The organism is Bacillus sp. SRB3LM (assembly GCF_015712745.1).
GTDB lineage: Bacteria > Bacillota > Bacilli > Bacillales > Bacillaceae_G > Bacillus_A > Bacillus_A thuringiensis_K.
The window spans coordinates 238046-258529 of sequence record NZ_VWVQ01000114.1 but is presented as its reverse complement, the minus strand read 5'-3'; the positions used below and the strand labels follow the sequence as shown (position 1 = coordinate 258529).

Below are 20484 nucleotides of genomic sequence, written 5' to 3'. Positions count from 1 at the left end.
AAATTAAAGGGTATGAGCCCAGTACAATACCGGGCTCATACCCTAGAGGCTGCCTAATGAAACGACCTGTCTAACTTTCGGGGGTCACTTCATATGATTAGAGGGCTTTTATTTTGTCGTTATGTGTCGGTAAGTCGATATATTTAAAAAATCGCCTATATAATTTCATTTACCGTTATGCAACATAAAAAAGAGCTATTCTCAAATGATGGGAATAGCTCTTTTTCTTATGCAACTTTCTCTTCTGAAGCAATGCCGCGAATTTCATCAGCAGAGCGGATCGGATATTTACGGAAAACAATAGATCCGATGTATCCGACAATAGTGGTAACGATTCCGCATAGTACGGCAGCAATCGTTACTTTTATAACGTCATTAAATCCGAATAGGACAAGAAGACCTGGAATTGGTGATGCTGTTCCAGGTGCATTATTAACAAGCTGGAATAGCGATGTAATAATACCAGCAAGTGCACCGCCAACGAAATTTGTCATATAGATTGGAATTGGATTTGCTGAGACAACATCGGCTTGTGTTAAAGGCTCGATTGCTACAGCAATTGTATCTTTCTTTGAACAAATTTTTAATCGTTTAAAGAAAATAAAGTTCATCGGGGCTGAGGCTGCAACGGCCAGACTAGCAATTGCCATTGGTAAACCTGTTAATCCAAGCATTGCAGTTAGTGCCATAGAACTCAGTGGAGAGGTAGAAATAACTGTTATTAATCCACCAAGCATAATACCCATAATGATAGGACTTTCTGTAGTTGCAACTGAAATCATAGAACCGATTTTACCGAGTGTTGCGTTAACGAGCGGATCCATAAGCATCGCCATTCCGCGTGAGATTGGTGCAGCGATAAATAGGATTGCTAAAAATTCCACACCAGCTGGTAATTTCTTTTCGAGAAATTTCACGACGAAGGCACAAACGTATCCAGCGAAAAATCCTGGTAAAATACCGAATCCACTAGTAGCGATACCAATTAAAACAGCGTATACGGGGGAAACACCGATTGCTAATGCGACTAAAATCGCTGCTGCGACACCGCTCATACTACCGGAAGCTTCTCCTACTGATTGTAAAAAGTCATTATGAAACATTTCTCCACCTATATAACGGTGAAATGCTTCAATAAGAAAACTTGCAATTGCTGCATTAGCTAAAGCGCCCATCGCCTTCATTCCGTAAGGCGCGCGGTAACTGAAAAGTGTAAATAGACAAAGTACAACGAGTAATAGTGCTAAACCTTGCAAGATAGCCATTTGAAAACTGTCTCCTTTGATTTTTGTAATAAAAATTCGTATCATTCAATAATAATATAAAAGTGTATGAAACGGAAAAATTTTTTCTTGGGAACTTGCTGTAAGAAAAAATCCCTTACAATAATGTAAGGAAAGTGTAAGACTTTTAGATAGAGTATAGTATGCTCTTTTCCGTATAATACAAGTATAGATATAATACTAGCGAGAAAGAAGTGCAAACAGGAGGTTCATGTATGAAATTGGTAATTAAAGTTTTAGCTGTATTCGCCATTATTCTAGGTGGAACAGCGTATTATTTAAACACAAAAACAGAAGGTGTACATGCTTTTGTAGACAACTTCTTTTCAAATAAAGAAATACAAGATTATTATGCGGTTGTAGATAAAGGTGAGAAAAAAGACGGTGAATATTTGTATACATTTAAAGGGTATACAGAGGACGGAAAGCAACAAATTATTAAAAGAATGGTAAATCGTGAATTGCATGCAGGTGCTTTTATAAAAATTTATGCAAAAGGTATGCAAGGAAAAGGATGGGCTGAAATAACGAAAGAGTCAATACCGCAAAAAGCGTTGGAAAAAATAGAAAAACCATAAAAGGAGCGACTCATTCGCTCCTTCTTTAGTGCGTTAAAATAGTGATAGATGTCTTTTCTTTGTTAGAAATAATTTTTGCACTTCCACCAATTGGGAAAGTGAAAATCGGAGTTGTATGCCCGAAACTTGCGTTTGCAATGATAGGAATATGTGCAAGTTCAGGTTTTGAAGCAATCATTTCTTGAATGTCTTCTATCGTACATTCTGCACCTTTTTGCATCTTTCCTATAACGATTCCCTTTATGTATTCAAAATCTTGCTGCTGCATAAGGGAATGTAAATAACGATCAAAAGTTTTAAGAGTAGATGTTCCAGTTAAACTATCTTCTTCAATAAATAAAATTTTGTCCTTTAAATTTGGTATATATGGTGTACCTTGCAGTAAGTTAAATGTGCTCATATTGCCACCGATAATATCTCCCGTAGCTTCTCCTTCATGAATTGAAACGTATCCTTCATTTTTAATAAATTCTCGATTTTCCTGATCTATATACCAAGAATCATCGCTCCACGTTTCAGCCGGAACGATTTCAATAGGCTCATTAGCGGTTAAGCATTGTAAAAAGTAATCGGCTGTATACTCGAGTCCTTTCTCCATTCCAAATGAAGAGAAATGGGGTCCTGAATATGTAACAAGTCCTGTTTTTGCGTAAATTGCATTATTTAAGGCAGTAATATCAGAATAACCACAGAAAAATTTCGGGTTTTCACGAATTAAATCGTAATCGAGATGTTTTAATAAACCATTTGAGTTGTATCCGCCAAGTGTAGTCAAAATAGCTTTTACATTAGGATCTCCAAATGCTTCATGGAGGTCTTGAATGCGGGAAGAAGTAGAAGAGGAAGCAAATCGATCTATCTCATCGGCATATTTTGAGAATGTAACTTGAAAGCCCATGTCAGTTAATCTTTTTATAGCAAGTTTTCTATTTTCATTTGAAACAATACTTAAACTACACGATGGGGAAATCACTCGTATTTCATCGCCTTTTATTAATTTTGTTGGTATCACTAAATTCACCTCTATAATTAAAAGAATATTTAGATTTAAAAAACATTTTATCATATGAAATAAAGTATAAGTGAATTATTTTTTGAAATGGAGTTTTCCTGATTTTTCAGCAGACAGACAGAGTCTTTTTTTGATATGATAGGAAAAGTGATTTATTATAAGTAGTATTTAATATCTATAACATTTGAAAGGTGTGCAAGACGTGGAGAAACAACTTGCAGGCTTGCCGGTACACGTTCATTTCGTAACAGAAATCCGTGAAGGGGCGAGGAAGGAAACCGTTGCTTTTGAAGCAAATGGTCAATACTATGTAAAAGGTCAAGGTACATATGTAACATTCCAGGAGCCGAACGAACAAGGCGAAGTGAAAACAATTATTAAAATTCAAGATGAACAAGTTCTCATTATGCGTTCAGGTGCTGTTTCTATGCGTCAGACGCATGTGAAAGGTGAATGGACAACTGGTACGTATACGAGTGAACTTGGTACGTTTGCATTGCAAACAAAGACTGATAACGTTCTTTTTAAATGGTCGGATGAAAAGAAAAAAGGACAACTCTTCTTAACTTACGCATTGCTTCTAAGTGAACAAGAAGCTGGCAGATATACTATTACAATTAATTTGAAGGAGGCAAAATAATGAATTCCTTAGAACAGGTAAAAGGATTGATTAAAGAAGAAATTCAGGCTGCTGTATTAAAGGCAGAATTAGCGACAGAAGAACAGATTCCAAACGTTGTATTAGAATCTCCAAAAGATAAAACAAATGGTGACTTCTCTACAAATATGGCAATGCAACTTGCACGCGTTGCAAAAAAAGCACCTCGAATGATTGCAGAAGAACTAGTTGCAAACTTTGATAAAGCAAAAGCTTCTATTGAAAAAATCGAAATCGCTGGTCCTGGTTTTATTAACTTCTATATGGATAATAGCTATTTAACAGATTTAATTCCAACAATCGTAAACGCTGGTGAAGCTTACGGTGAAACGAATACTGGTAAAGGTGAAAAAGTACAAGTTGAGTTCGTATCTGCGAATCCAACAGGTGACCTTCACTTAGGACATGCACGTGGTGCGGCAGTAGGTGACACTTTATGTAACCTATTAGCAAAAGCAGGCTATGATGTATCTCGTGAGTACTACATTAATGATGCTGGTAACCAAATTCATAACTTAGCTCTTTCTGTTGAAGCTCGTTACATGCAAGCTTTAGGCTTAGATAAAGAAATGCCAGAAGACGGTTACCATGGTGCGGATATCATTGGAATCGGTAAACGTTTAGCTGAAGAATTCGGCGATCGTTATGCGAAAGCTGATGAAAAAGAAAGCTATGAATTCTACCGTGAGTACGGTTTAAAATATGAATTAGCAAAACTTCAAAAAGACTTAGAAAGCTTCCGTGTTAAATTTGATGTATGGTTCTCAGAAACATCACTATACAAAAACGGAAAAATCGATCAAGCTCTTGCCGTATTAAAAGAGCGCGAAGAGATCTTTGAAGAAGATGGAGCAACTTGGTTCCGTTCAATGACTTACGGTGACGATAAAAACCGTGTATTAATTAAAAACGACGGTTCTTACACATACTTAACGCCAGATATCGCTTATCACCGTGATAAATTAGAGCGTGGTTTTGATAAGTTAATCAACATTTGGGGTGCTGACCACCACGGTTACATTCCTCGTATGAAGGCTGCTATTCAAGCACTTGGTTACGATAAAGACACGCTTGAAGTAGAAATCATCCAAATGGTACAACTGTATCAAAACGGTGAAAAAATGAAGATGAGTAAGCGTACGGGTAAAGCAGTTACACTTCGTGAGCTTATGGAAGAAGTAGGCGTGGACGCAATGCGTTACTTCTTCGCAATGCGTAGCGGTGACTCTCATTTAGACTTTGATATGGACTTAGCGGTATCAAAATCTAATGAAAACCCAGTATACTATGCACAATATGCTCATGCTCGCGTATGCAGTATCCTTCGTCAAGGCGAAGAATTAGGATTAGCTGCAGATGGAGATGTGAACTATAAACTTGTTACTTCTGAGAAAGAAGTAGAGTTACTGAAAAAACTTGGTGAATTCCCAGCTGTAGTTGCGGATGCAGCACAAAAACGTCTGCCACACCGTATTACAAACTATGCATTTGAATTAGCAGCAACATTACACAGCTTCTACAATGCGGAAAAAGTATTAAACCAAGATAACTTAGAATTAAGTAAAGCTCGTTACGAGTTAATGAAAGCAGTACGCACTACACTTCAAAATGCATTAGCAATCGTAGGAGTATCTGCACCAGAAAAAATGTAATGAAGAAAAGCGGAAGCGGCTCGTTTAGAATAGGAGGGGGATGGAGCTCCTGACAGAGAGGCGTACTTTGCCTCGGAGGAAGGCGCGAAGCCACCGAGTATTCTAGCCGCTGGAACTGGACAATAAAGAAAAGCGGAGCCGACTGTTTAGTCCCGAAGGCTAAGGTTCTTTCCCACAGAAGATGCATTTTATCTTCTCGTGGGGAAGGTTCTTAGACAGAAGGGGGCTAGGAGGCAGAGCTGGACATAAAGAAAAGCGGAAGCGGGCTTTCGTTTTTAAATAAAAGGCAATCACACGATGTTGTGATTGCCTTTTTATGTGGAGATAATAAAAAAAATAAAATTTTATCAAACAAAAGGGGAATTTGCGTCGTCTTATGTAAATGTTAGGAGGCTTATGATGGAAGAAAAGATAGAAGAATTAATTGATATATATAAGAAGCAAATATATTCCTTATGCTATAAATTAGCGAAAACGAAAGAAGATGCGGAAGATATTTTTCAAGAGACGTGGATAAAGGTTTTTTCATCAAGGCACCAACTTTCTTATGTGGATAATTATAAAAAGTGGATTACTACAATTTGCGTTCGTACATTTTATGACTTTTACCGCAAGAAGAAAAGATGGAAAAATCGCGTATTAGATTTATTTCATAAAGAAGGTGGTGGAGAAGTAGAGTTTGTAGATGATGTGAATATATCAGAGGAAATCATTCAAAAGGTAGAAGCCGAAATGATACGGGAAGTTATACAGTTATTAAATGAAAAATATAAAACGGTACTCGTACTCTATTACTATGAACAATATTCTTACAAGGAAATGAGTGAAATATTAAATATACCAATTGGTACGGTAAAGTATCGGCTTAATTATGGGAAAAAGAAAATGCGAGAACATTTGGAGGGGTTCGTTCATGAGGGAAGATAAACTTGAACAGAAAATAAAGAGCAGTTTAGCAGGAGAGATAATTCCAAGCGAAGAGCTAATCAATAACACGAAGCAGGGTGTGCGAAAGGCTCAGAAGTTAGAGAAGAGGTGGCTAATTAGTATTCATGCCATTTGGATTGTTTTGTTAACAATTGTTATAGAACAATTTATCACTCATTTGGATCATAAAATTCCTATGCTGATAGCAAGTGTGATTATGATGCACGTATACATTCCGATATATGTTGTAATACAGTCATTTTTAAAGAAGGAGTATAAATTACATGATAGAGTTCGCTAATCCATTTGTAGTATTTGAGATAGCTGGAATTACAATGTTTTTGGCTTTTATAGCACTTTTAATATGTGTTGCATCATGGGTATATACAGATGCTAAAGCACATCAAATGAGCAAAGGGTGGAGTATTTTAGCAGTTATATTGCCATTCTTTATTGGATTTTTATTATATATGGTAAGAAGAAGTAAAAAGAAGGTTGAAGGAGAATGTAAGGTGAATTTTGTTAAAAAACAGAAAGTAACATTAGTTGCGATATTGGCAAGTACAATGTTTGTATTACTTAGTGGTTTTACTTTTGCACAAACGTTAGATGATGCGTGGAGAGCAGGAGATATATATTTAGAAAATGAGAAGCAAGGGAAAACAAGTTATGAGGCAAAATTCTCATCATGGGATATTGCCGGTAAGGATATCAAATTTCAATATGAAAAGGATACAGAAGTGACATTTTCTTATGAGACAGATGCAAAACGAGGAAACTTATGTTTTAGTGTGTATGAAAGACAAGGAGAAGGTATAAAAGAGTTAAAGGAAATTTGTGAATCGAAAAAAGGTACTTTTACAGTTACTTTAAAAGCAAATGAAGAATATGTATTGAATATAAGCGGATTAAAAGTAAAAGATGGATTTGTAAAAGTGAATTGGGAAGAGAAATAAAAGGGGTCCTATAAAGGACCTCTTTTCTATTGAATAGTATAAGTAACAGAAAAACTAACAGGACTATAGTAAACGTAAGGTGCATGAAATTGAACATACATATTTCCATCTGTTTTTGCAGTGAAAATTCGGCCGTAACCATCAGAATAACGTCCAATAAGGTTATGATTTGAGTCATAAACACTGTAACTAGGAGTTTTGCTGTTAGGATGAATTGTTAGTTCTTGTCCTTTTTGAAGGAAAATAGGTTCTTGTTCAGAACTACCTCCAGTTTGCAAAGAATAAAATTTTGTAAAGCTTTGTTCTTGAGCGGCAGCAGCGACTTTTGTTTCAGGGATAAACGCAGTAGCTCCAGTAATTCCTGCTAAAGTTAATGCACCTGCTAAAATCATTTTTTTCATAATAGAAAAAGCCTCCTTATTAGTTGTAATCGTTTTTGTTACAATTAATATTGTATACGATAATGGGTAGGATAAAATATGCTTTTATGCATATATATTTTTTCTCAATAAAAGACCACTGATAAAATCAGTGGTCTTTTAAATGATTAAGCAGCTTTCTGTTCAGTTTGAGGAACAGGTTTTTGAAGCGAGTTATAAACTCCTGTTCCGATAACGTCTAATGCCATTCTCATTCGTTCAGGCGAAATGTTTTCTAATACGTTATCTTGAGGTGTATGGTATACCTTCTCAATATGATAGATTAATGGATTCCAACTATCGACACCCATCCAAATGAATAGAGCAGCAGGAATACCAGCTTCAGCAAATGGAACATGATCACTAGAACCGAATTTACCTTGTAGGACGAGTTCATTATTTAGTTGTTTACCTGCTTGCAAGGCAGCGTCTGTTACAAAGTTTGTAGAGCCATCAGGTGTCATAGCGTATAAATTCTTTGCTTTATCATAATTTGTTGCAACCATGTCGGCGTTAAAGACACCTAAAATACGGTCGCGTTCTTTTGGGGATAGACTATTCACGTAATAATCCGAACCAAGTAATCCAGTTTCTTCAGAACCAAAGGTAATAAAGCGAATTTCTTTATCAGTTTCTACATTTTGAAAAGCACGAGCTAGTTCTAATACTAATCCAGTTCCAGAAGCATTATCATTTGCGCCAGGTGCTCCGACAACACTATCATAGTGCGAGCTTACAACGACTGCTTTTTCATTACCTGTACTCTTTTTTGGTTTCTTTTTGGCGATAACATTTAGAGATGTTAATTTAGATTCATGTCTCGCTTTTAGGGAAAGAATTGTTGTCCCTTTTTTAGCGATTTCTTCTTTAAATGCATTTCCTTGTGCATAAGCAAGACCAAAGACAGGGATAGATTGCTTTTTCGTTAGGCGGGGATTGAAGGTTTGTCCATAATTTCCGCGTCCGCCAATTAAACTGTATAAAAGAACACCTTTTGCACCTTTGCTAATAGCATTTTCAACTTGTTTATTATAGTCTGTAACTGTCGTTCCTCTTTCAAATAAAACAATTTTACCGTTTACTTCATTTGGAATATCTTCTAATTTTGTCCCACCTTGAACAAAGATAAGGGGAGCTGTAACAGCTTCTGTAGAAATTAGTGCATTAGGAGAAGCACCAGCTTGCCAAGTACGTTTTGTTGATAGTGGTGATTCAATGAATCCAACGTATTGATCGGGCACCTGAAATGGTTGATATTCTACGTCATAGCCCATTGATTTAAGCTGCATACCAATGTAACGAGAAGCCCATTCTTCAGATTTTGTCCCACCGGGGCGAGGACCAATTGTTTCAGACAAGAAACGAACATGTTCAATCGCGCGGTTTGGATCAATCTGTTTTGTAATAGATGGAGTTTGTGTAACCTCTGACGTGGAATCCGCTTTCGCTTGCCCGATTGGAGCTAAGCTAACAGCGAGTGATACAGCAAGCAAAGAGCTTACTATTTTTTGTTTCAATGATTTTCTCATTTTTTCCTCTCCTATTCTTCTATTCTCTCTGACTGACAAAAGAAGACGGATAATGACTTTATTTTACCTTCGTGCCTTTTGTTTTTCAATATTCTGACATTGAGAAATAAAAACGATATATGCATATTTGCATATTTTTGAGGGAGATATGTATGCTATCATTTTAAACGAAGGTTCGCTTTCTACTCTGAAAGCTCCTACATTGCATGAATCTAGTGTACCCAAACTTTAGATTATGTAGAGGAATGGAATCACTGTAGGGTTTCATTTCTCATGTTTGAATCAGTTGATGGTAATTATGTTTCCGCATTTCATAATTATTATCAGTGATATATGTAAGGCATCCATATGAAAATAAGAGGCTGTTCAAAGGTTTTCCGTACTTTTGGGCAGCCTCACCCCGTTAAAAGGACGATACTTTATGTATCGTCCTTTTTGTATAAAAAAACATCCAATCAATTGAGAGATTGATTGGATGTGAAAAAATTATTAATAATTTTTTTTGCGTTTTGTAGCTAAAATACTTAATAATCCAGCTAGTAGAAGAACGATACCTACTGTTTGTGTAGGGTCTTCTTTATGACCTGTATTTGGAAGGTGTTTATCCGTATTTTGATCATCTTGCTGTTTGTTATCTGTTTTATTCGATGTTTCTTCAGAAGTTCCGTTTTCGTGTTTCTCAGATTTCTCATTGCCTTTGTTTTCTTCTTTATTTGGAGGAGTAACTGGCTTGTCATCTCCACCTGAAGAAGATTCAATTTTTTTATTTGAAACTGTAATTTGTAGTGGTGAAGCTTGGGCTTTTTCAATAGTAAAGCTTATTGGTGATGCATCTAATTGATAGCCTTCAGGAGCTTTTGTTTCCACTAGTTGATAATTACCAGGTTTCAAATCATTTACGATTAATTTACCATGCCCATCTGTTTTTAAACCTTCTCGTACTACTTTTCCATCTTGGTCTAAAATATTGAAAATGGCACCTTCAAGTGTTCCGTGGTGATCAATATCAACTTTAGTTAACTCAATTGAACCTGTTGTTAAACTATTTAAAGCTGTAACAGAGGTAATCTGAGATTGTCCTTTCGTAATTGTGAAAGGAATTGGTTTAACGTTTAAATCATAGCCAGTCGGAGCTTTCGTTTCAATGAACTGATAATCTCCCGGACGTAAATCAGAAACAGAAATCTTCCCATCTTTATCAGTAGTTAAATCTGAACGAGCATCCTTGCCGTCCATATCTACAATTTTAAAGATAGCCCCTTCAAGAGTAGTACCGTCGATGTCATCAACTTTAGTTAATTCAACTGTGCCCTTAGTTAAGCTATTCGTAGCAGTAACAGAGGCGATTTTTTCTTGGCCTTTTTTAACTGTGAACTTAATAGGTGTTTCGTTTAAGTCATAGTGTTCAGGAGCTTTTGTTTCGATAAACTCATAGTGTCCTGGTGGTAATTCATCAATGACTAAACGGCCGTTTTTATCAGTAGTTAAATCGGTACGGACGTCATGCCCATCCTTGTTAACAATTTTAAATACTGCACCTTCAAGTGTTGTGTTTTCTTCAACATCATCAACTTTAATTAACTCCACACTACCTTTCGTTAAGCTATTAATAGCTGTAACGAAGACATGCTTTGTTTGACTTCTTTCGATTGTGAATTTAATTGGTTCTTCATTTAAGTCGTAATGTTTAGGAGCTTTCGTTTCAATAAATTGATAGTCTCCTGGCTGTAAGTCTTTCGCGATGATTTTTCCGTCTTTATTGGTAACTAAATTCGTACGAATGTCGTTACCATTCATATCAGTAATTTTAAATACCGCACCTTCTAGCATTTCTTTCTTATCTATAGAGTCAACTTTAGTTAATTCCACGCCACCTTTTGTTAGGCCATTCTTAGCAGTAACAGAAACGGGAGATAGTTGACTTCTCTCGATAGTGAAGCTGATAGGTGTTTTATTTAAATCGTAATCTTTCGGAGCTTTCGTTTCAATGAATTGATAGTCTCCAGGGCGTAAGTTTGTAGCAGTAATCTTACCATCTTTATCAGTAGTTAAATCCGTGCGAACAATTTTACCATTCGCATCAATGATGTTAAACACTGCATCAGAAAGTTTTGTATCTGGATTTATATCATCCACTTTTATTAATTCTACAGAACCCTCAGTTAAGCTATTTGTAGCAGTAACTTGGAGCTTTTCTTTTTGGCTTTTCTTAATTGTAAACTTAATAGGTTTACTATCTAATTTATAGTGTTCAGGAGCTTTCGTTTCAATAAACTGATAGTCCCCAGGGCGTAAGTCAGAAACAGAAATTTTACCATCTACATCTGTTGTAAGCTCAGTGCGAATGTCGTTACCATTCATATCAGTAATTTTAAATATCGCATCTTTAAGAGCGGTACCATCTACATCATCCACTTTAGAAAGTTCCACAGCGCCTTTCGTTAAGCTATTTGTAGCTGTAACGGAGATAGGATCAGCTTGGCTCTTTGTGATTGTGAATGGAATTGGCTCTTTGTTTAAATCATAGTGTTTCGGAGCCGTTGTCTCGATGAATTGATAATCACCAGGACGTAGGTCAGAAACGCTAATTTTACCTTGTTGATTCGTAACAAGCTCTTTGTGAATTACGGTGCCATTCATATCCACAATTTTAAATACTGCGCCTTCAAGAGTAGTGCCATCGACGTCATCCATTTTAGAAAGTTCCACGCCGCCTTTTGTTAAACTATTTTTCATAGTAACGGTAGCAATATCTTTTTGGCTTTTTTCAATTGTAAATATAATTGGTTTTTTGTCTAAATCATAGTGTTCAGGAGCCGTTATTTCAACGAATTGATACGTACCAGGACGTAAGTTTTCGATAACGATTTTACCTTCACTGTTTGTTTTTAAATCTGTTTTAAGTACTTTGCCATCTTGATCTAGTAAATTAAATACCGCATCGGCAAGTTTTGTTTGATTGTTTAAATCATCAACTTTAAGTAATTCGATACTACCTTGTTTTAAGCTATTTGTAGCAGTTAAAGAAATAGCTTTCTTCTGTCCTTTTTCAATAGTGAATTTGATTGGTGTTTCATCTAAAACGTAATGCTTCGGAGCTTTCGTTTCGATGAATTGATAATCACCAGGACGTAGGTCGTTAATTTCGATTATTCCTTGTTCATTTGTAACAAGGTCTTTATGAACTACATCACCATTCATATTAACAATTTTAAATACTGCATCTTTAAGAACAGTGCCATCAACATCATCTGTTTTAGAAAGTTTAACTGCACCCTTTGTTAAAGCATTTGTAGCAGTGACATGAAGAGTTTCAGTTTGGCTCTTTTTAATTGTAAATACGATAGGTTTTTTATCTAAATCGTAATGTTCAGGAGCAATTGTTTCAACGAATTGATACGTACCAGGACGTAGATTTTCAACAACAATTTTACCTTCATCATTTGTTTTTAAGCCTTCTTCAACCAACTCTCCGTCTGCATCTAATAAATTAAATACGGCATTAGCAAGTTTTGTATTTATATCAATATCGTCAATCTTTGTTAGTTCAACGCTACCGTTTTTTAAAGCATTTTTGCTTGTAACATTGATCTCTTTCGTTTGACTTCTTTCAATTGTAAATGGAATCGTTGTTTCATCTAATACATAGTGCTCAGGAGCTTTTGTTTCAATGAACTGATAGTCTCCAGGGCGTAAATGAGAAACAGAAATTTTACCGTTTTTATCTGTAACAAGATTCGTATGAACTTCCTTACCATTCATATCCACAATCTTAAAGATTGCACCTTCGAGCATCGTACGATCGATGTCATCGATTTTTGTTAATGTTACTGCACCTTTCTTTAAACTGTTAGTAGCAGTAACAGTAATATTCTCTTTTTGACTTTTTTCGATAGTGAACGGAATAGGGTCTTTGCTTAAGGTATAGTCTTTTGGAGCTTTCACTTCAACAAATTGATAGTCTCCAGGACGTAAATCAGAAGCAGTAATTTTACCGTTTGTATCAGTCGTTAAACCTTTGCGAATTACCTTTTTAGTATCATGAGCGTCAACGATTATAAATTCTGCACCTTCAAGAGTAGTGCCATCAACATCATCAACTTTTGTTAAAGTGACGCCACCTGTAAGTAAACTGTTTTTTATAGTAACAGGGATAGGAAGATCTTCCTTACTACCTTTTTTAATTGTGAACTTAATAGGTGTTTTGTCTAATTTATAATGTTCAGGGGCTTTTGTTTCGATAAATTGATAATCCCCTGGTGCTAAATCAGGAATAACTAATACTCCGTGACCATCTGTTGTTAAATCTTTCATAATTTCTTTGCCAGTTGCGTCTTGCAATGTGAATACAGCGCCGGCAAGAGCTTTACTACTTTCCACATCATCTTCTTTAATAAGTTTAACTTTTCCTTTCGTTAAACTATTTTTGAAAGTAATAGGGATGAGTTTTTGTTGGCTCTTTTCAATTGTAAATTCAATAGGTTCTTCATTTACATCGTAATAAGTAGGAGCCTTTGTTTCGATTAGTTTATAATTACCCGGACGTAAGTCTTGTACTACTAATTTACCGTCTTTATTAGTAGTAAGTTCCGTACGAACATCCTCGCCTTTGTCATTAATTATTTTAAATACCGCACCTTCAAGGGTTTCCTTAGCATTTACATCATCAACTTTTGTTAATTCAATACCGCCTTTTATTAAGCTGTTAGTAGCAGTAACGTTAATAGCAGTTGCTTGACTTACCTTAATTGTAAATTCAATCGGTGTTTTATTTAAGGCATAATGCTCCGGAGCTTTTACTTCGATAAATTTATAGTTACCTGGACGTAAACCAGTAGCAATAATTTTACCTTCCTGATTCGTAACTAATTCTGTACGGACATCCTCATTTTTGTTATTAACAATTTTGAATACGGCACCTGTAAGTGGAGTGCCATCAACATCATCGATTTTTATTAGCTCAACATCGCCTGGTAGTAGACTATTTTCAGCTGTAATAACAATCGGTGTTTTTTGACCTTTTTCAATTGTAAATTCAATTGGTGTTGATCGCAGTTCATAATGTTCAGGAGCTTTCGTTTCGATAAATTTATATTTGCCTGGACGTAAGTCAGAAGCTTTAATAGTTCCGTTTTTATCGGTAGTTAAGTCCGTACGCACGTCTTCGTTTTTTTCATTAACGATTTTGAATATAGCTCCAGCAAGAGGAGTCTTTTTATCAAATTCGTCGATTTTTAATAACTCAACGGCACCTGTTGTTAAACTGTTTTTTGCAGTAATTGGAATGATACTTGTTTGACTTTTTTCAATTGTAAATGGAACTGGTTCTTTATTTAATTCATAGTATTTAGGTGGTGTTGTTTCAATAAATTGATACTCACCAGGCTCTAAATCTTCAACGGTTAAAGTTCCATCTTTTTCTGTTTTTAAGTTTGTACGCACGTCTTCGTTCTTGTTGTTAACAATTTTGAATACCGCACCTTCAAGAGTATTGCCATCTACATCATCAACTTTTGTTAAAGTAACACCACCTTTAATTAAAGTGTTTTTTGCTTTAATAGAAGCAGCTGTAGTTTGGCTTTTTTCTATTTCGAATAGGATAGGTGTTTTGTCTAATTCATAGTGCTCAGGAGCTTTTGTTTCGACAAATTGATATTTACCAGGACGTAAATCTTTTGCTTCGATTTGTCCATGTTCATTTGTTGTTAATTTCTCATATCCAGGAATATTTTTTCCGTTGCGATCTTGAACAGTAAACTCTGCCCCTGCTAAAGTTTTATTATAATTATCCACTTTTGTTAAAAGAGCAGATCCTTTAGTTAAACTATTTGTCGCAGCTAGATTTACTACTGTTGTTTGATCTATAGAGATAGTAAACGGAATAAGTTTGCTATCTAATTGATAATGCTCAGGAGCCTTCGTTTCTTGTAAGTAGTAAGTTCCTGGTTTTAGTTTATCTATAATAATTTGTCCGTTATTATTTGTTGTTAATTCTTTGTGTTCTGGAATTACTTTTTTATCTTTATCCAGTAGTGTGAAAATAGCGCCTTGTAGTGTTGCGTTTTTGTTCAGGTCATCAGATTTTGTTAAAACTACTTTCCCGACAAATTTCTTATTTGCAAGTTTATATGTTGTAGTCTCTTGTGTACCAAGTTCAACAATTTTCCCTTGTTTTAAATCCCAGCTAATTACATAGCCTTCAGGAGCCTTTGTTTCTTTTAATAAATATTTATCACGTTTTAAATTATTAAATTTAGCGATACCGTCTTTGTCTGTTGTAATTTTACGGATAACAGTTTTACCTGTACGATCGTATAAAGTAAATTCTGCCCCAGCTAATAGTACGTTCTTATTGTCGTTATCTACCTTTATAATTTCAAGGTTTCCACGACCTTTGGTAGCAGATCCTCCACCTGAACCAGAAGACATTCTCACTTCAATTGTTTCAGTAGTTTCTGTGTTTTTAACTGTCAACTTATTGCCTGTGATTTTCGCTTTATTACTTACTTTTTCTTTATCGTCTGCATTAATAAGTGAGCGATATTCTAAAATATAAGCTCGATCAATTTTTTTCAAGAAGGCAATTTCGAAATGTTGCTTTCCGGTATTATTGTCTGTTGTTATTTTGAGTTTATAGTCTGTTCCTTCTTTTAATTCGTTTACTTTATCTTTTGTTAAATTTCCATATGGATCAACAGTTGTAGGATATAAGTGGAATGAATCTTCCACAATTACCTGATTTTCGGTTGGGTCATCTGTTACAACCGCATCCGCAATGGTTGATTGGCTTTCGTTAATTGCGATACTCCAATTAATATAGTTGTCGTCTTGCACAGCTTTTTTAGTAACAAAGCTGCCACCTTTATTTACTTGAGTGTCACCTGTAAGGGTGTTTACAATTTTAGAGCCATCTTTTAAATCTGCCTCATTTTTGTAGGTACCTTGGATAAGTTCACCATCAAGGCTTGTTTTAAAGATAATATAGTAGGGTGAATTAATTGATTGTTTGAAATGAACCTTTAGGGTGTTTTTATTTTTCTCTGTAGGTTCTTCAAGTTCATATTTCTTAGTTGGTACAGCATTACCAGGTTGTGCATTATCAGGATTTCCATTTAAAATCATGTCGCGCACTTCAATGGATCCAGGAACTAACTTTTGTTTATCTTGTATTACGTCTATAACGTAAGGATCTTTAATCTCAACGTTATTATAGTTAAAGCCTATTATCCAAGTAATTTCCTTCGTTTGGGCGTTATAAGAACCGTATTTATAACCATTTGCCTTTGTGAAAGTATCAGGATCGAAATTAGCTTCAACTTTATTTGATTGTGGATTAGAATCCGTATCTATCCAAGATAGGTTACCTGTATTTTTAAATGAAGTTTTACCACTTTCTAGCTTTGTATAATCAAAGTCTGTCGTATATTTTACGACTAATGTCTTTGTCATATTAGACTGATATGTACCTATAAGAGTAATTGTAAAGCCTTTATCTGTTGCATCTAAAACATAGTCAGTCCCAGCTTGAAGGATATAATTTCCGTCTTTAATTTCTAGTTTTTTATCTTTTAATTGTAATCCACCGTGATCAAAGGTGTCCGTAATGATCGCTTTGTTTAATGGATAGTTGTTATTATTTACTATAATTGTCCAAGTTGTTGTTTTGTCTTTATAATTTGTTTCAGCTTTATTATTAGATTTAATAATATTTTGCTGCTTGAAGCTAGCTTCATTTTCTTTACTTGAATCATTATCAGCTGTAACTTTATTTTTTACTTTTCCATCTTCTATAACTTTATTAGTTGGCTTGGTTTTATAGGTAATCACATAAGCACTATTAATATCATTGTTAAACTGTAAATCGAATCCATTCTTCTTGTTACTTACAGTGTAATTATTAACAGCGTCACCTGTTACAAGCGTTCCTTTTTCATTATATGAAGCGTTTTTTACAACAATAGAATTTGCATCTAGTTCGTGTGTATCGTCAAAAATATCTTTTAAAATCGCATCTGCTTTTTTGATCTCTCTTTGATCACCATTGTAAGTAATTGTCCACTCAATTGTTTGCGTCTTTGGATCATATTTACTTGTTTTATTTAAGTGTGTACCACGAGAAACCGTTACAGTAGAGCTTGCGTTTTGTTGCTTTTGATTATCACTCGTTATCGTAACGTTATTTCGGAAACTTTTAATATTTTCATCAGTAATTTTTGTGGCATATTCGATTTGATATGCTTTATTGATAGAATCTTTAAAAGTAATCTCCAATTTTGAGCCATCTGATGAAATAATATTGTAATCTGTTGGCTCAGCTTCTGCACCACGCGTTACATTCCCATTAACATCAACTTCTAAATAATAAACTTTAATAGAATCTTTATTTAAGTTTGTACCTTGTGGAATGCTATCTTTAAAAATAGCGTTTTTAAGGGTGTCTTGCGTTTTGTTCATCTCTACTTTCCAATTAATTTCATTTGTATTAATTGGTCTATCAGGTAATCCTTTTTTATTCGTAGCTGTTTGTACATTAGGCTTAAAGTCAACTGTAATAGAAACATCCTTATCTTTAATCGGGAAAGGAATTTCTTGTGTTGTTGTACCTTTAATTTCAGCTCTATTAAATTCTGTCTTTAATTGTAGGTTACCAGCAACATCTGGATGCTCTTCAACATAATCGTTGAATGTCATCGTGACTTTTCCATCTTTTGTAACAGTAAAATTACCAATTTGATGGTTTTCACTATCATATAAAGGACTGTTAATTGTATTGTAAATCTTAAAATGTTTAGGAAGATCAAAAATATAGTAATCTCCATTTTTCACATTCATTGATTTTAAAAGTTCCCATGTAAACTCAATATTGGCAGGGGAATCTGTACTTGGACGGTTATCCTCTGTAAATGGTTTTCCGTCTTTATCCGTCAACTTTACACCGGTTAAAATGTTTGTTGTTATTTGCTTTGGACCTGAATTTGTATTCTCAGCAGGGTCGCTTGCTAGCTTTTGTTCTGGATTGTCAGTAGCAATTTTAGCTGCTAGGTTTTGTTCCGGATTATCAGTGGCAGTTTTAGCTGCTGGGTTTTGTTCCGGATTATCGGTAACAGTTTTAGTTGCTGGGTTTTGTTCCGGATTATCGGTAACAGTTTTAGTTGCTGGGTTTTGTTCCGGATTATCAGTAACAGTTTTAGTTGTTGGATCTTGCTCCGGATTGTCAGTAACAGGTTTAGCTACTGGATCTTGCACTGGTTTATTAGTATCCTGTTTGGTGCCATCTTCTTTAGAGTCTTCTACCTGAACAGGAACTGATATAGGCTGAACCATTGTTCCTAAAGGAAAAGCGATTTGAACTGATTTTTCCCCAGTTTTTAAAGTTGAGTTAAACACAGTATCAAATTTAATTTTTCCTTTAGCGTCTTTCAAATTTTCTACTTGATCATTAAATATTAATTTTAATTTATTATCTTTAGCTGTTATAAAATATTGACCAATATTTTTTTGATCTGTTACTAAATCCCCTTGCAAATCTTTAGATACTTTTAATGCAAGTGGTATTTGAACTACTGCTGTATCATTTGCGTGTGCAACTTGTTGATCCTTTATTGACCAAGCATATTCTACTTCAATGGTTGATCCTATCTTTACTAAGTTGCTAGGATTTTTTGCTTCGTCAATAATATGATTCGTTGCATCTTTCATTTCAACAGTGTCAAATAAGGAATCTCCTGTTAACGTTTCCGCTCTTACTTGATTGTATGGAAAACTAGCAAGTTGCGAAAATAGTACGAATACAATTAAACATACATTAAAAAGTTTTTTCATTTTTCCTCCTCTGAACATTCATTTGTCCATTGGGGACTTATTCCACATGAACAAATGGAATATTAAAAGTATTTGTTATAAGCTATTTATTTTTGTTATCCCTCCGTTTCTATACGCGTTCTCAGACAAACAGGATTATGTTCAAAGTAAAATTGTTTAACGTAAAACAAAATGTATATTTACACAGTTCTATGGAAATATACACAATTCGACAAAAAAATGTCGAAAAAAATACTGATATAAAGAATGATATCAGACCTTCATATGTGAGATAGTTTTCATGTATATCTAGTAAAAAAGAATGGTTATAAAGGTAAGTTTTACGATACATACTAACCAAGGTAGTGTATCCCTTTGTGAAGGCTTATTTTTGCCTTAAAGTTATGTGGAAATAAAAATCTAGATAGGGTTGGTTTTGGTCAGAATGAAGACAATATGTACTTTGAAAATAGTCATTTATTTTGTCTAAAGAGAGTTGTGCGATTAGTGGACCGAAGTTGAAAGATGATAGTTTCTTACATTGTTAGAGAGATATAAGGATTACAGAATATTCGACTAACACGTTACTACGGTCATTTTTGAGCCTGTTTAAACAATAAGAAAGAAGGTGTTTTACTCCTTAGTTACAATATCTTTTTAGTAAAGATAAGTTTCAGTAACCTCCGCTAAAGATTATATACTTAAATGATAAAGAGTTCAACAATAGTTCACATATTTTCCCAAAAATAAAAAACGGCTGTTTTATGTGGAATAAATCTACAAAACAGCCGTTTTTGGTATTAGATTTCTGTTAAGATTATTGGTTCACCGCGTGTTACGACAACGGTATGTTCACATTGTGCAACAAGACTTTTATCAGGTGTAACAAATGTCCAACCGTCGTCACCACGCTCAATAATGTGATCAGCCTTCATAGAGATGAACGGTTCTACAGCGATAACAAGACCGTCTTTTAGAAGCGCATTATCCATTGGATCATAGTAGCTTAAAATGTGATTTGGTGCTTCATGTAAGCTAAGACCAATGCCGTGACCAGTTAAGTTTTGAATAACATTGTACCCACTTTTATGTGCGAAGTTTGAAACAGCACGACCAATTTGATTTTGTTTTGAGCCAGCTTTAATCTTTTTCATTGCTGTCCAAAATGCATCAACCGCTGCTTGGCAAAGTTTTTCTTTTTCCTCGTCTTCTCCAAGTACAAATGAAATACCTGTATCTGCATAATAGCCATCAAGTGCAGCAGATACATCGACGTTTACTAAGTCGCCTTCTTTTAATACACGATCTCCTGGAATACCATGAGCAACTTCTTCATTTACACTAATGCAAGTTACACCTGGAAAATCATATTCTTTTTCAGGTGCAGAAATAGCACCATGCTCATCTAATACTTTTTTACCGATCAAATCAAGCTCTTTCGTTGTCATACCTGGCTTCGCTTGTTTTTTCATTTCTTCACGTGCAAGCGCAACGATGCGGCCGATTTTTCGTAAGCCTTCTAAATCTTGTTCATTACGAATAATCATGAAAACCACTGTCCTTCCTCGAATATATATCTTATCCGATTGTATCATGTTTATTTTCGTCCTGCTACTCGCTTGCGGTATGCGGGTTGATTCCTCTCATAAAGAATACATGACAATTGTCA

The 20484-nt window shown here is 35.0% G+C and carries 12 protein-coding genes; 6 read left to right on the top strand and 6 right to left on the bottom strand.

All coding sequences use genetic code 11. From position 1 onward, the window contains the following. Window positions 1-227: 227 nt before the first annotated feature. On the bottom strand, window positions 228-1265 hold the full coding sequence (locus tag F3I02_RS33600; RefSeq protein WP_000996307.1) for a PTS sugar transporter subunit IIC: 1038 nt from the start codon (window positions 1263-1265) through the stop codon (window positions 228-230). Between the two features lie 233 nt (window positions 1266-1498). Here F3I02_RS33600 and F3I02_RS33595 point away from each other — a divergent pair, with 233 nt between their 5' ends. Further along, window positions 1499-1861: a YxeA family protein gene (locus tag F3I02_RS33595; RefSeq protein WP_000779931.1), complete on the top strand. Its 363-nt coding sequence runs from the start codon at window positions 1499-1501 to the stop codon at window positions 1859-1861. Between the two features lie 25 nt (window positions 1862-1886). On the opposite strand, the gene F3I02_RS33590 is transcribed toward F3I02_RS33595, so the two are convergent. After that, a complete protein-coding gene (locus F3I02_RS33590; RefSeq protein WP_074595000.1) occupies window positions 1887-2873 on the bottom strand; it encodes a S66 family peptidase in 987 nt (328 codons plus the stop codon). A 202-nt stretch (window positions 2874-3075) separates the two neighbouring features. On the opposite strand from F3I02_RS33590, the gene F3I02_RS33585 reads away from it, so the two are divergent. The 5 genes from F3I02_RS33585 (at window position 3076) to F3I02_RS33565 (ending at window position 7066) form a co-directional block, all read left to right on the top strand. Continuing rightward, on the top strand, window positions 3076-3513 hold the full coding sequence (locus F3I02_RS33585; RefSeq protein ID WP_000414867.1) for a YwiB family protein: 438 nt from the start codon (window positions 3076-3078) through the stop codon (window positions 3511-3513). Further along, the gene (gene argS, locus F3I02_RS33580) at window positions 3513-5183 is read left to right on the top strand and encodes an arginine--tRNA ligase (protein ID WP_001086444.1); all 1671 of its coding nucleotides are present in this window, start codon (window positions 3513-3515) and stop codon (window positions 5181-5183) included. Before F3I02_RS33585 ends, argS begins: the two co-directional genes overlap by 1 nt. 399 nt (window positions 5184-5582) lie before the next feature. Next, on the top strand, window positions 5583-6110 hold the full coding sequence (locus F3I02_RS33575) for an RNA polymerase sigma factor (protein ID WP_002164261.1): 528 nt from the start codon (window positions 5583-5585) through the stop codon (window positions 6108-6110). Further along, window positions 6097-6411 carry a hypothetical protein gene (locus F3I02_RS33570; RefSeq protein WP_001206381.1) on the top strand — a complete coding sequence of 105 codons (315 nt, stop codon included), beginning with the start codon at window positions 6097-6099 and terminating at the stop codon, window positions 6409-6411. Before F3I02_RS33575 ends, F3I02_RS33570 begins: the two co-directional genes overlap by 14 nt. After that, window positions 6395-7066, top strand: a complete 672-nt coding sequence (locus tag F3I02_RS33565; protein ID WP_000568891.1) for a hypothetical protein — start codon at window positions 6395-6397, stop codon at window positions 7064-7066. The genes F3I02_RS33570 and F3I02_RS33565 overlap by 17 nt, the downstream gene beginning before the upstream one ends. A 26-nt stretch (window positions 7067-7092) precedes the next feature. Here the strand turns inward: F3I02_RS33565 and F3I02_RS33560 are convergent, their stop codons facing one another. From F3I02_RS33560 to map, 4 genes are all read right to left on the bottom strand, one after another. Further along, window positions 7093-7467 carry a hypothetical protein gene (locus F3I02_RS33560; protein WP_000738221.1) on the bottom strand — a complete coding sequence of 125 codons (375 nt, stop codon included), beginning with the start codon at window positions 7465-7467 and terminating at the stop codon, window positions 7093-7095. A gap of 146 nt (window positions 7468-7613) precedes the next feature. After that, on the bottom strand, window positions 7614-9014 hold the full coding sequence (locus F3I02_RS33555) for a M28 family metallopeptidase (protein ID WP_001232221.1): 1401 nt from the start codon (window positions 9012-9014) through the stop codon (window positions 7614-7616). A gap of 489 nt (window positions 9015-9503) precedes the next feature. After that, complete coding sequence (locus F3I02_RS33550) at window positions 9504-18836, bottom strand: SpaA isopeptide-forming pilin-related protein (RefSeq protein WP_196478856.1); 9333 nt, start codon at window positions 18834-18836, stop codon at window positions 9504-9506. A gap of 779 nt (window positions 18837-19615) precedes the next feature. Continuing rightward, window positions 19616-20410 carry a type I methionyl aminopeptidase gene (map, locus tag F3I02_RS33545; RefSeq protein ID WP_102947789.1) on the bottom strand — a complete coding sequence of 265 codons (795 nt, stop codon included), beginning with the start codon at window positions 20408-20410 and terminating at the stop codon, window positions 19616-19618. Window positions 20411-20484 lie beyond the last annotated feature (74 nt).

Coding starts and splice junctions, on each gene's coding strand:
- F3I02_RS33575 (WP_002164261.1), top strand. CDS start 5,583: ATGGAAGAAAAGATAGAAGAATTAATTGATATATATAAGAAGCAAATA.
- F3I02_RS33600 (WP_000996307.1), bottom strand. CDS start 1,265: ATGGCTATCTTGCAAGGTTTAGCACTATTACTCGTTGTACTTTGTCTA.
- F3I02_RS33560 (WP_000738221.1), bottom strand. CDS start 7,467: ATGAAAAAAATGATTTTAGCAGGTGCATTAACTTTAGCAGGAATTACT.
- F3I02_RS33565 (WP_000568891.1), top strand. CDS start 6,395: ATGATAGAGTTCGCTAATCCATTTGTAGTATTTGAGATAGCTGGAATT.
- F3I02_RS33555 (WP_001232221.1), bottom strand. CDS start 9,014: ATGAGAAAATCATTGAAACAAAAAATAGTAAGCTCTTTGCTTGCTGTA.
- argS (WP_001086444.1), top strand. CDS start 3,513: ATGAATTCCTTAGAACAGGTAAAAGGATTGATTAAAGAAGAAATTCAG.
- F3I02_RS33595 (WP_000779931.1), top strand. CDS start 1,499: ATGAAATTGGTAATTAAAGTTTTAGCTGTATTCGCCATTATTCTAGGT.
- F3I02_RS33550 (WP_196478856.1), bottom strand. CDS start 18,836: ATGAAAAAACTTTTTAATGTATGTTTAATTGTATTCGTACTATTTTCG.
- map (WP_102947789.1), bottom strand. CDS start 20,410: ATGATACAATCGGATAAGATATATATTCGAGGAAGGACAGTGGTTTTC.
- F3I02_RS33570 (WP_001206381.1), top strand. CDS start 6,097: ATGAGGGAAGATAAACTTGAACAGAAAATAAAGAGCAGTTTAGCAGGA.